A 12,884-nucleotide genomic window follows, 5' to 3' on the forward strand; every position below is an offset into this window, starting at 1 on the left:
CGAACCAGTCGGACTACGGGCAGGAACACATATGCAGGCTCATGCGCAGCAGCCAAGCGACGCGTCGCTCAAGGACCGCCTCACCTTGGTGGTCATTACTCACAACCGCCCGGCGTTCCTGCGCCGGACCTTGTACTACTACCGCAACTATCCGGCGACCATTTTGGTGCTGGACTCGTCGCTGCAAGCCGATGACGAGGTCGTGCGCGATTACCCGCAGGTCGACTACCGTCACCTGCCGCAGTTCTCCTACACAGGCCTGCAGGAGAAGCTGACCTATGGCGTCAACGAGGTCCGCACGCCGTTCATGACCTTTGCGGCGGTCGACGACTTCCTGCTGCATGACGGCATGACCCGCTCGGTGGAGTTCCTTGAGCAGAACCCCGACTACGGTGTGTGCCACGGCTACGGCATGATGTACCTGGGGCGCGGTACCCAGGTGGATTTCTACAAGCGTGACAACCGGGTACAGGAAGACTACTGCGCCGAGCAGCCCGAGCAGCGCCTGATCGAGTTCATGGGGCAGTTCCTGCCGCCGTTCTACGCGGTAACACGCACCGATCTGCTGCAACAGTGGTATGCCTTGCTGCCGCCGGGCACCAACTTCGAGTGGCAGGAAATCGGCCATACCTTTTACTTGCTGGCCAACGCCAAGGCACGGATCCTGCCCATCCCTTACGCAGTGCGCGAGGTCAACTACGGCGGTTCCGAGCACAATACCAATGTGCTCACGGTGCTGGCCCTGCAGGATGACAAGTCTCGTCAGGACCGCGAAGACTTTGCCGAGTTTCTGGCATCGATACCGACAGGCTTGAGCGGGCAGGGTGCGGCGCAGGTCAAACGCATAGCGCTGGAAAGCTTCAAGGCCATGGCCGAAGGCCTGCTTACCAATCGTGCGCTGCGTGGCTGCCTGATCGTGCGCTCTCACTGGCGGTTGCCGGAAGCTGAGCCGCGGCGCATCTTCGGTGAGCATCAGTTCGTCGAGATGCCGTTCTACAACAAACCGATGTTCGATTTGCTGGCGGAGTTCGAATTCCTGATCCATACCATGCCAGCAGGCCGCCAGCAGCTTATCGAATTGGAGCCGATCCTGCTGCGCCAATGGCAATTGATGCAGGTCAACGCAAACGACGATGCGCGTACCCTGCGTAGCCGCCTGTGGGAGGCACTGACGCTTGGCCCGTTCAACCGTACGGTGGTTCAGCGCCTGGTGGCGTCGCTGGAGGAGGCGGGCGACGAGGCCGAGGCTGCCCCGTTGCGCGCCTGGCTGCATCAGCTTGAGTCGGTCCCGTGCTACGACAGCCAGGTATTGCTTGACAGCTTGCCCTCGGGCCAGCTTCTCAGCTGGTTGCAAGCTCGCGAGCCGAGTGCGGATCAGGCGCACCAGGCTGTGCAACACCTGGCTCGACACCAGGGTGGCCCGACCTTCGGCGTTCTGTTGCTCGACCTTACTGCCGACCGGGTGAAGTTGCAGGCGACGTTCGACAGCCTCATGAATGGCCACAGCCGGGCCTTCAAAGTAGTGGTGCTGACGACGGGCGAGTTGCCTGCAGTCACTCGGCCGCAGCAGACGGTGCATTTCGTCAAGGTCACGGCGCAGGATTATGTTCAGCGCATGAACGAGGCGGCCAGGCATCTGGGTACCGACTGGGTCATGCTGGCTGAAAGCGGCGACCGCTTCACTGCCTCTGGCCTGCTGCGCGCGGGGCTGGAATTGTTGGGTGTGGAAGGTGTGCGGGCAGTGGCAATGGACGAGCTGCAGAGCCAGGCGGATGGCTCGCTGCGCGAAGTCCTGCGCCCGGGCATCAACCTGGACTTGTTGCAGAGCGTGCCAGGCCAGATGGCCCGACACTGGCTGGTGCGCCGCGAGCTGTGGCTTGAAGCGGGCGGTTTCGATGCACGTTATCCGCAGGCGCTGGAATTCGATCTGTTGCTGCGCATGGTCGGTGAGTCCGGCATGGCCGGCTTGGCGCACCTTGCCGAGCCGCTGCTGATCTGCTCTGCGCCGGGCACCGAGGGCCATGACCAGGAACGGGCGGTGCTGGCCCATCATATTGCCCAGCGTGGCTACGGCGCCTCGGTCGGCTCGACCCACCCGGGTACGCTGCAGATCGATTACCGTCACTCGCAACGCCCCGTGGTTTCGATCCTGCTGCACTGTCAGGACAATTTCGAAGCACTGCAGGCATGTATGGTCAGCGTGTTGCAGCGCACCCGTTACCAGAACCACGAAATCCTCATCGCCGATAATGCCAGTCAGTCGCCTGCCTTGCGTGACTGGCTGGGCAGCCTCGAAGCGGTGGGCAACCGAGTCAGAGTGATCCGCAGTGAGCAGCCGCTGGTACCGGTGGCCATGCTTAATCGGGCCAGCCGCGAGGCACGTGGTGAGTACCTGGTGTTGCTCGACAGCTCGGCCGAAGTGCTCAATGCCAACTGGCTCGAGGGCTTGCTCAACCAAGCCCAGCGCCCGGAAGTCGGTGTGGTGGGTGGCAAGTTGCTGAGCAGCACCGGCAGCGTTGCCGAGGCTGGGCTGGTGCTGGCGGTGCAGGCTGGGGTGCGTGCCGCGTTCGCCGGTGCGGCCAAGGATGCGCCCGGCTACATGCAACGGTTGCAGGTGGAGCACAACGTGTCGGCGGTATCCGGCTGCTTGATGGTGCGGGCCGAAGTGCTGCAGGCGTTGGGCGGGCTGGATGAGCAGCAGGCGAGCTTGCGCGCAGCCCAGGTGGCGCTTTGCCTGCAGGTGGGCGGGGCCGGGTTGCTGGTGGTGTGGACACCGCAGGCTCAGGTAGTACGTCACGGTCCAGTGGATGAACTGGCTTGTGCGCAGCAGTCGCCAGACCCCTACTACAATGCCGGACACAGCCGCTCTGCAGCGCTGTTCAGCCTGGACTTAGACAGCCGAGTCGAATGGCAGGCACTGATCGCTTGAAACAGGGGCCGCGTAGCGGCCCCATTGTTTCAGACAGCCACTTTGTGGTTTCGACAAAAAGAGCGTGACTTGAGAGTCGGAGCGCGCATCTTCACTGTATATTGTCGAAACCGGGAACCGCCGCGTCGCCCCCGGACAAGCCGTCAGGGATCGGAACGTAACCGTATCGCCTGGCGTTTTGCCGTTAGCGTGGTGGGTATTTCGCTGTTACTGAATTGGGAAGCCATATGATTGGCATTAAAAGCATCGCCAGTTACGTGCCCACTGAAGGCGTGGACAACTACGCCCAGGGCGCGAAATTCGGCAAAGACCAGGATTTCATCTTTGGCAAGATCGGTTCGACCTTCTTGCCGCGCAAGGACGCCGCCCAGGAAACCTCCGACCTGTGTGTAGAGGCCGCGAAGAATCTATTCAATGCCAATCCATCGCTGGACCCGGCGTCCATCGATGCCGTGATCGTGGTCACCCAGAACGGTGACGCCGAAGGCCTGCCGCACACTGCCGCAATCGTCCAGCACAAACTGGGCCTGACCACGGCCGTTGCCGCCTTCGACATCTCCCTGGGCTGTTCGGGCTATGTCTACGGCCTGTACGCGATGAAGGGCTTCATGGAAGCCGCGGGCCTGAAGAATGGCCTGCTGATCACCGCCGACCCGTACTCGAAGATCATCGACCCGGAAGACCGCAACACCACCATGCTGTTCGGCGACGCCGCTACCGCCACCTGGATGGGCGAGGGTGCCACCTGGCAGCTGGGCAAGTCGCTGTTCGGCAGCGATGGTGCCGGCGCCGAGCACCTGCGCACCACCGACGGCAAGTTCTTCATGAACGGCCGCCAGGTCTACAACTTCGCCTTGGTCAAAGTGCCTGCGCACCTGCAGCAGTTGCTCGCAGCCAGTGACCTGCAGGCCGACGACATCGACCTGTACTGCCTGCACCAGGGTAGCGCGGCGATCGTCGATGCCGTCTCGGCGCGCTTCATCGAAGGCGAGCACCGGCAGAAATTCGTCAAGGACATGGTCGAGACCGGCAACACCGTGTCTTCGAGCATTCCGCTGCTGCTGGAAAAGCATGTCATCGGTTCGCAGCACAAGCGCATTGCCTTGAGTGGTTTTGGTGTGGGCCTGTCCTGGGGCTCTGCCATCATCGAGCGACGCGACTGACCCTTGCCCTGAAAGCAATGGGTACCCTGAGGGAGCCGGCTTTGCCTGTTCTGGCCTCATCGCCGGCAAGCCGGCTCCCACAGGAATCGCACGCACTGACCTGCGCCGCAATGGCGCTTGAATTTTGGTGTCAACTCCTTGATTTCATTGGGCTGGCACGATGCCAGCAATATTTTTTTGAAAATCCCCTAAAGCAACCTGCCCTGACGACGATAACTATTACGAAGGTTCTCTGTGCCACAGCCGGCGAATTGCCAAGGCCGGAAGCCGTAGTACCCAATCCAACGAGGAATTCGTCATGGCTTTGACCGTTAACACCAACACCACCTCTCTGGGCGTTCAGAAAAACCTGAACCGTGCTTCCGATGCACTGAGCACCTCGATGACCCGTCTGTCCTCCGGCCTGAAAATCAACAGCGCCAAAGACGACGCCGCCGGCCTGCAGATCGCTACCCGCATGACCTCGCAGATCCGCGGTCAGACCATGGCAATCAAAAACGCCAACGACGGTATCTCCATCGCCCAGACCGCTGAAGGCGCGATGCAAGAGCAGACCAACATCCTGCAGCGTATGCGCGAACTGGCAGTCCAGTCGCGAAACGACTCGAACAGCACCGAAGACCGCAAAGCGCTGAACAAAGAATTCGCTCAGATGTCCGACGAGCTGAGCCGTATTGCCAAGTCCACCCAGCTGAACGGCAAGAACCTGCTGGACGGCACCGCTGGCAAGCTGACCTTCCAGGTCGGTTCCAACTCGGGCGCTGACAACCAGATCAGCATCAGCCTGGACAGCGGCTTCGACGCCGCCAGCCTGAGCGTTGACTCGGCTACCATCGCGATCACCGGTTCCACCAGCGACGAAGCCGAAGCCAGCATGAACGCTGCCCTGGACGCTATCGACCTGGCTCTGCAGACCATCAACACCACCCGTGCCGACCTGGGTGCTTCGCAGAACCGTCTGACCAGCACCGTCAACAACCTGCAAAACATCAACGAAAACGCCGAAGCCGCTCGTGGCCGTGTACAGGACACCGACTTCGCTGCTGAAACTGCCCAGCTGACCAAGCAGCAGACCCTGCAGCAAGCTTCGACTTCGGTTCTGGCTCAGGCCAACCAGCTGCCATCCGCTGTACTGAAGCTGCTTCAGTAATCGCCGATGGTGACCGGCGGGGGAGTGCACATGTGGCGCTTCCCCGCCTTTTCATTGCGAGGTGGTAAGCCATGGACATGAGCGTCAAGCTGAACCTGTCCTACCCGGCTGCTCGTGCGACTGAATCGGTCGCCGACAAGCCGGTTGCCCGCTCGGCTGATGCGCCGCGCGGCAGTGATACGCTGGAACCCAAGGCAGTCAGTGCTGCCGAAAAAGGAACCGATAGCGAAAAGGTCAGGAACGCGGTTTCGCAGATCGAGAAGTTCCTCAGTTCGACCCGACGCAACCTGGAATTCTCCACGGATGAAGAATCCGGCAAGATCGTGGTCAAGGTCATCGCCAGCGAGACTGGTGAGTTGATTCGTCAGTTGCCCTCGGAAGAGGCGCTGCGGATTGCTCACAGCCTGAGCGATGTAAACAGTCTTTTGTTCGACGCCAAGGTCTGATTGGCGGCGAATGCCTTAAGGCGAGATTCATGTCAGTCTTGCAGGAGCAGGATTGACGTTTCACAAGAGGGATAACTGTCATGGCGAGTACCATTGTCTCCAGTATCGGCCAAGGTACAGGGCTGAACATCACCGAAATGGTAGAAGCGCTGGTGAGCGCCGATACTGCGGCCAAGAAGGCGCAGATTACCCGGCAGACCAGCAACAACTCCGCGATGATTTCGGGGGTAGGCTCGCTGCGCAGTGCCCTGACGACGTTCCAGGCCGCCATGAAGAAGCTCAACGACTCCACCGCGCCTTCATTCAATGCCTATGCAGCGAAGTCGGCCAATGAGTCGGTGGTCAAGGTCACTTCAGGCAACGCGGCGGTGCCGGGTAGCTACAACGTCGTGGTCAATCAGCTTGCAACGGGCTCCAAGGTGGCCAGCCAGCGGTTCGAGAACGGCTCGAGTTCCCCTATCAGCGCAGGCCAGTTGACGGTTAGCCAAGGCACCGGCGGCAATTCCTGGAAGATAGACATTCCAGCTGACGCGACCCTGGAAAGCGTGCGCAACCAGATCAACAAGGAGCTCGGTGTACAGGGTATCTCGGCCAACATCGTCAATGGTGAAGGTGGCGCTCGCCTGGTGGTCAGTTCAACCACCACCGGTGCCGGTTCCGACATATCCCTCTCCGGCATCCCCGAGCTGGTAGTCGATGGCACCCAGCCGATCGTCGGCGGCGGCGCTGGCTTCATCACGGCCAAGGCCCAGGATGCCGAGTTGACCATCGACGGCCTGACCGTCAAGAGCGCCAAGAACACCATCGAGAATGCCGTCAGCGGCATGAAGCTGGAGTTGACTGGCGTCAGCCCGCAGGCCAATGGCACGGGTACTCCGACCAACGTCACTGTCGCCCAGGACAACGAAGGGTTGCAGAAGTCCATCCAGTCGTTTGTCGATGCTTACAATACCCTGCAGAAAACCATCACCGCGTTGACTTCCACCTCCCGTGATGAAAACGACAACCTGGTGCTGGGCCCGCTGACCAACGACCCGACCACCCGTTCGTTGGTCAATGACGTGCGCAAGGTGCTCTCCGAAGTCGGCGCGGGCGATCAACTGACCTCGCTCAGCCAGCTGGGCATCAATACCACCAAGGATGGCACCTTGGAGTTCAATACCACCAAATTCACGGCGGCGATGAACGACAAGAAGCTGGGCTCGGAAGTGCAGGAGTTGTTCACCGGCACGAACGGTATCTTCGAGCGCATGAACAAGGCCATCGACCCGTACAACTCCACTGACGGCAGCTTGGCTACGCGCTCGGCCAACCTCAGCAAGGTGGCCAAGAACCTTGAAGACCAGCAGGCCGCGCTGGAGCGTCGTACCGCATCGCTGACCGAGTCCCTGACCAAGAAGTACGTGGCGATGGACACCATGGTGGCCAAGCTCAACGCCCAGGCGAACCAGATCAAGTCGGTGTTCGATGCGCTCAATGCCCAGGCCAAGAACTCCTGATTCAGCCTGAGCGACAAAAGCCCGGCAGCATCTCTTGATGCGCCGGGCTTTATGTTTTGGCCCTAAAGTTTTTTGACGGTGCGGCGATATACAAGGTACAAGCAACCTTTTTCGCTGCAACGAGGTAGATCCATGAACCCGATGTTGGCCCTTCGGCAGTACCAGAAAGTCAACGGTGTGGCCCAGACGTCCGAAGCCAGCCCGCACCGTCTGGTGCAAATGCTCATGCAGGGCGGCCTGGACCGCATGGCCCAGGCAAAAGGGGCCATCGCGCGCAACGACATCGCCCAGAAAGGCATTCTGATCGGCAAGGCCATCGACATCATCGGTGGCCTGCGCGAAGGTCTGGACCTGGAAAACCATGCTGAAAGCTTGGCCGAGCTGGACAGCCTGTACACCTACATGAGCCGCCGCCTGGTCGAAGCCAACGTGAATAGCGACCCCGCCATCATCGACGAAGTGGCGCGCCTGCTGATCACCGTGAAAGAAGGCTGGGATGCGATCGGCGACCCGTCGTCGGCATCCTGACCGAGGAGCGAGAGATGAGCGAGGTTATCGCCCGAATCGAACAGACCCGCGAGTTGCTGCTGGCCGCGTTGGCCAGTCGTGACTGGGATGCAGTGGGGGAGCTCGACCTGCAGTGCCGCCTGTGCATCGACGATGTGCTTGGCGAGGCGCAGGGCCATGAGGCAGACGTGCGCGATAGCCTGGAACAGCTCCTGCAGGTCTACAGGCAACTAATTGAGGTTGCAAGTGACGAGCGTCAATCAATAGTCGACGAGATGACGCAAATCCGTCAGGCGAAAAACGCGGCCAAGGTATACCATCTGTTCAGCTGACCACAGATGAACAAAAAGCCGTGCGCCATTAATTTGACTGTATGCGTTTTTTTGACTTTACTAGTGGCTGTTTTCGAATTTCAGACGTCCGAACACTGACCATTCAGTCGGAATGATGTCGCGCAAGCCTTCGGGCGCCGATATGACTAGGGAAGTTGCTATTGCATGTGGCGTGAAACCAAGATTCTCCTGATCGATGACGACAGCGCCCGCCGCCGCGATCTGGCGGTGGTCCTGAACTTTCTCGGTGAAGAAAACCTCTCGTGCTCCAGCCAGGACTGGCAGCAGGGGGTGGAGTCGTTGTCTTCCAGTCGCGAAGTGCTCTGCGTACTGCTTGGTGCCGTGAATGCTCCAGGCGGGGTGCTTGGGCTGCTTAAGACAGTGGCAGGGTGGGATGAGTTCCTTCCGGTTCTGCTGATTGGTGAAATTTCTTCTGCGGACTACCCGGAAGAGCTTCGCCGTCGCGTGCTGTCCAACCTGGAGATGCCACCGAGCTACAGCCAACTGCTCGATTCGCTGCACCGCGCCCAGGTCTACCGCGAGATGTACGACCAGGCCCGTGAGCGCGGCCGCCAGCGCGAGCCCAACCTGTTCCGCAGCCTGGTCGGCACCAGCCGTGCCATCCAGCACGTGCGGCAGATGATGCAGCAGGTCGCCGACACCGACGCCAGCGTGCTGATCCTGGGTGAGTCCGGCACCGGCAAGGAGGTGGTGGCGCGCAACCTGCACTACCACTCCAAGCGCCGCGAAGCGCCGTTCGTGCCGGTCAACTGCGGTGCGATACCGGCAGAACTGCTGGAGAGCGAGCTGTTCGGTCATGAAAAGGGCGCGTTCACCGGGGCGATCACCAGCCGTGCCGGGCGCTTCGAGCTGGCCAACGGCGGCACCCTGTTCCTCGACGAGATCGGTGACATGCCGCTGCCGATGCAGGTCAAGCTGCTGCGCGTGCTGCAGGAGCGGACGTTCGAACGGGTGGGCAGCAACAAGACCCAGAGCATCGATGTGCGCATCATCGCGGCGACCCACAAGAATCTCGAGACCATGATCGAGGGCGGGACCTTCCGTGAAGACCTGTATTACCGCCTCAATGTGTTCCCCATCGAAATGGCGCCGTTGCGTGAGCGGGTGGAAGACATTCCGCTGCTGATGAACGAGCTGATCTCGCGCATGGAGCATGAAAAGCGCGGTTCGATCCGGTTCAACTCCGCTGCGATCATGTCGCTGTGCCGTCATGGCTGGCCGGGCAACGTTCGCGAACTGGCCAACCTGGTCGAGCGCATGGCCATCATGCATCCCTACGGGGTGATCGGTGTGTCCGAGCTGCCGAAGAAGTTCCGCTACATCGACGATGAAGACGAGCATTTGGTCGACACCCTGCGCAGCGACCTCGAAGAGCGGGTAGCGATCAATGGTCACCCGCCAAGTTTCTCCAACCAGGCCATGTTGCCTCCGGAAGGGTTGGACCTGAAGGACTACCTGGGCAGCCTGGAGCAGGGGCTGATCCAGCAGGCGCTGGACGATGCCAACGGGATCGTGGCGCGTGCCGCTGAACGTTTGCGTATCCGCCGTACCACGCTGGTGGAGAAAATGCGCAAGTACGGCATGAGCCGCCAGGGCGGCGAGGATCAGGCCGAAGATTGAGGGTGTCCTTGGGCGTTTTCGCCTTGGGTTTGGTGGAGGGGCGTAAATCGAGCGCCGCGCGGGCGGCGCTCGATCTCCCATCCGGCAAATCCCTCAGGGCGACCCCCCCCCCAGCCCCCAATCCCCGGCACGGCTATTGCTACATCGCTGGCACCACACCGTTTTTATGACGGTCAGCCACGCGAGAGAGCACGATGCCCCAGGCCGCCCACATTTCCCGAGTCCCCGATCCGCAGGGGCGAACCCCGGTCGAACAGGAAAGTCGAGCGGGCCTGGAGCAAGCGTTTGCCCTGTTCAGTCAGGTATCCAGCCAGCTCAACCAGTCCTACAGCATGCTCGAGGCGCGCGTCAGCGAGCTCAAGGGCGAGCTGGAGGTGGTCGGTGCCCAGCGCATGGCCGAATTGAACGAGAAGGAGCGTCTGGCCAACCGCCTGCAGAACCTGCTCGACCTGCTGCCCGGCGGCGTGGTGGTGATCGATGACCAGGGGCTGGTGCGCGAAGCCAATCCGGCGGCCTGCGAGTTGCTTGGCGAGCCCCTTGTCGGTCAGCTGTGGCGCCAGGTGATCGCCCGTTGCTTCGCCCCGCGCAAGGATGACGGCCACGAAGTGTCGCTGCGCGACGGCCGCCGCCTGTCCATCGCCACCCGCTCGCTGGACGCCGAGCCCGGCCAGCTGGTGCTGCTCAACGATCTGACCGAAACCCGTCGCCTGCAGGATCAGCTGGCGCGCCATGAGCGACTGTCGGCGCTGGGTCGCATGGTCGCCTCGCTGGCCCACCAGATTCGCACGCCGCTCTCGGCGGCCATGCTCTATGCCAGCCACCTGGCCGATGGCGAACGCGACCTTGCGCCAGAGACCCGTCAGCGTTTCGCCAGCAGCCTCAAGGAGCGCCTGCACGAACTCGAGCACCAGGTGCGCGACATGCTGGTGTTCGCGCGTGGCGAGCTGCCATTGACTGACCGACTGACCCCCAAGGGCCTGTTCCAGGCCCTGCAGCAGGCGGCCCAGACCCATGTCCAGGGGCATGCCGTGCGCTGGCAGTGCGACACCCATCTGGGCGAGCTGCTGTGTAACCGCGACACCCTGGTCGGCGCCTTGCTCAACCTGATCGAGAATGCCCTGCAGGCCAGCGAAGGCCCGGCGCGGCTGAAGGTGCACCTGTTCCGTCGTCAGCACAGCCTGCACTTGTGCGTCAGTGATGCCGGCTGTGGCATCGACGGCGAGCTGCTGGGGCGCCTGGGCGAGCCGTTCCTGACCACCAAGGCGACCGGCACCGGCCTGGGTCTGGCGGTGTTCAAGGCGGTGGTGCGAGCGCACCACGGCACCTTGCAGCTGCGTTCCAGGGTGGGCCGTGGCACCTGCGTCAAAGTCGTGCTGCCGCTGATCGGTGGGCAGCAGCTTGTGGAGGTCGGGTGATGGCTATCAAGGTGCTGCTGGTCGAAGATGACCGCGCCTTGCGTCAAGCGTTGGGCGACACTCTGGAAATCGGCGGCTTTGCCTGCCAGGCCGTAGGCAATGCCGAAGAGGCGCTGGAAGCAGTGGAGGGCGAGGCGTTCAGTCTGGTGGTCAGTGATGTGAACATGCCCGGCATGGATGGCCATCAGCTGCTCGCGCAATTGCGTCGCCATCAGCCGCAGCTGCCGGTGCTGCTGATGACCGCCCACGCGGCCGTGGAGCGCGCCGTCGAAGCCATGCGCCAGGGAGCGGCCGATTACCTGGTCAAGCCGTTCGAGCCCAAGGCGCTGCTGAGCCTGGTCGAGCGGCATGCGGCGGGGCGTCTGGCTGCGGACGAAGGGCCGGTGGCCTGCGAGCTGGCCAGCCGGCAATTGCTCGAGCTGGCCGCGAGGGTCGCGCGCAGTGACTCCACCGTGCTCATCTCGGGTGAGTCGGGTACTGGCAAGGAAGTGCTGGCGCGCTATATCCACCAGCAATCGCCGCGCTCGGCGCAGCCTTTCGTCGCGATCAACTGCGCGGCAATCCCCGACAACATGCTCGAAGCCACCTTGTTCGGCCATGAGAAGGGGGCCTTCACCGGCGCCATCGCCGCCCAGGCCGGCAAGTTCGAGCAGGCCGAGGGCGGCACCTTGCTGCTGGACGAGATTTCCGAGATGCCCCTCGGCCTGCAGGCGAAGCTGTTGCGTGTGCTGCAGGAGCGCGAGGTCGAGCGGGTAGGTGGTCGCAAGCCGATTGCCCTGGATATCCGCGTGCTGGCCACGAGCAACCGCGACATGGCGGGCGAAGTGGCGGCAGGGCGCTTCCGTGAGGACCTCTTCTACCGGCTGTCGGTGTTCCCCTTGGCCTGGCAGCCGCTGCGCGAGCGCCCGGGCGACATCCTGCCATTGGCCGAGCGCTTGCTGGCTCGGCACGTGGCGAAGATGAAGCACGCGCCGGTGCGCTTGTCAGCCGAGGCGCGGGCCTGCCTGCAGGCGCATGCCTGGCCGGGCAACGTGCGCGAGCTGGACAATGCCTTGCAGCGGGCCTTGATCCTGCAGTGTGGCGGTGTCATCGAGGCGGCGGATTTTTGTCTGGCCGGTGCCATTCCCTTGTCGGCCGGCACCCAGACAGAGCCAGTGTCTGCCGTTGAGGATGCCGGCGGCCTTGGCGACGACATGCGTCGCCTCGAATTCCAGTTGATCATCGACACCTTGCGCGCCGAACGCGGGCGCCGCAAGGAAGCGGCCGAACGCCTTGGCATCAGCCCGCGCACCCTGCGCTACAAGCTGGCGCAGATGCGCGACGCCGGGCTCGACGTGGAAGCCAGCCTGTACGGCTGACGCGGCCTTTTGCAGACTCGCGCAGTGGGCTGGCACTCTTGTTGCTAGTTCTGCGCTATCCGCCGCATGAGTGTCAAAAAAATGCGGCCGCCGGAGAGAGAAGTTCATGAGCCAAGGTGTTGAATTCAATCGTCTGATGTTGGACATGCGGGCCATGCAGGCAGACGCCATGTCTGTGCCCAAGGCCACTGTCGCGCCAGAGCTGGCGCCCGGGCAGAGCAGCTTTGCCGACATGCTTGGCCAGGCCATTGGCAAGGTGCATGAAACCCAGCAGGCGTCCACCCAGCTGGCCAATGCCTTCGAGATCGGCAAGAGCGGTGTCGACCTGACCGATGTGATGATCGCCTCGCAGAAAGCCAGCGTGTCGATGCAGGCCCTGACCCAGGTGCGCAACAAGCTGGTCCAGGCGTACCAGGACATCATGCAGATGCCGGTTTGAGGACG

11 protein-coding genes are annotated in these 12,884 nt (G+C 62.2%); all 11 read left to right on the plus strand.

From position 1 onward, the window contains the following. Window positions 1-31 precede the first annotated feature (31 nt). Entirely contained in the window at window positions 32-2,929 is a 2,898-nt protein-coding gene (locus PPL01S_RS05835; RefSeq protein ID WP_028625139.1) for a TIGR00180 family glycosyltransferase, read from the plus strand. 227 nt (window positions 2,930-3,156) lie between these two features. Continuing rightward, entirely contained in the window at window positions 3,157-4,092 is a 936-nt protein-coding gene (locus PPL01S_RS05840) for a ketoacyl-ACP synthase III (protein ID WP_016393841.1), read from the plus strand. Between the two features lie 298 nt (window positions 4,093-4,390). Further along, window positions 4,391-5,242, plus strand: coding sequence for a flagellin domain-containing protein (locus tag PPL01S_RS05845; RefSeq protein ID WP_016393840.1), 852 nt, complete (start codon window positions 4,391-4,393; stop codon window positions 5,240-5,242). 71 nt (window positions 5,243-5,313) lie between these two features. Beyond that, complete coding sequence (locus tag PPL01S_RS05850; protein WP_016393839.1) at window positions 5,314-5,688, plus strand: flagellar protein FlaG; 375 nt, start codon at window positions 5,314-5,316, stop codon at window positions 5,686-5,688. A gap of 80 nt (window positions 5,689-5,768) precedes the next feature. Continuing rightward, a complete protein-coding gene (fliD, locus tag PPL01S_RS05855; protein WP_016393838.1) occupies window positions 5,769-7,187 on the plus strand; it encodes a flagellar filament capping protein FliD in 1,419 nt (472 codons plus the stop codon). Window positions 7,188-7,319: 132 nt separating this feature from the next. Beyond that, window positions 7,320-7,715 carry a flagellar export chaperone FliS gene (fliS, locus tag PPL01S_RS05860; protein ID WP_016393837.1) on the plus strand — a complete coding sequence of 132 codons (396 nt, stop codon included), beginning with the start codon at window positions 7,320-7,322 and terminating at the stop codon, window positions 7,713-7,715. 14 nt (window positions 7,716-7,729) lie between these two features. After that, window positions 7,730-8,026 (plus strand): flagellar protein FliT, encoded by a 297-nt coding sequence (fliT, locus tag PPL01S_RS05865; RefSeq protein WP_016393836.1) that lies wholly within the window; start codon window positions 7,730-7,732, stop codon window positions 8,024-8,026. Between the two features lie 165 nt (window positions 8,027-8,191). Continuing rightward, window positions 8,192-9,667 carry a transcriptional regulator FleQ gene (gene fleQ, locus PPL01S_RS05870; protein WP_016393835.1) on the plus strand — a complete coding sequence of 492 codons (1,476 nt, stop codon included), beginning with the start codon at window positions 8,192-8,194 and terminating at the stop codon, window positions 9,665-9,667. 194 nt (window positions 9,668-9,861) lie between these two features. Next, window positions 9,862-11,082, plus strand: coding sequence for a sensor histidine kinase (locus PPL01S_RS05875; RefSeq protein WP_016393834.1), 1,221 nt, complete (start codon window positions 9,862-9,864; stop codon window positions 11,080-11,082). Beyond that, window positions 11,082-12,440, plus strand: coding sequence for a sigma-54-dependent transcriptional regulator (locus tag PPL01S_RS05880; RefSeq protein ID WP_016393833.1), 1,359 nt, complete (start codon window positions 11,082-11,084; stop codon window positions 12,438-12,440). Before PPL01S_RS05875 ends, PPL01S_RS05880 begins: the two co-directional genes overlap by 1 nt. Window positions 12,441-12,546: 106 nt before the next feature. Next, window positions 12,547-12,879, plus strand: a complete 333-nt coding sequence (fliE, locus tag PPL01S_RS05885) for a flagellar hook-basal body complex protein FliE (RefSeq protein WP_016393832.1) — start codon at window positions 12,547-12,549, stop codon at window positions 12,877-12,879. Window positions 12,880-12,884: the final 5 nt, after the last annotated feature.

It is taken from the genome of Pseudomonas plecoglossicida NBRC 103162 = DSM 15088 (assembly GCF_000730665.1).
Classification (GTDB): Bacteria; Pseudomonadota; Gammaproteobacteria; order Pseudomonadales; family Pseudomonadaceae; genus Aquipseudomonas; species Aquipseudomonas plecoglossicida.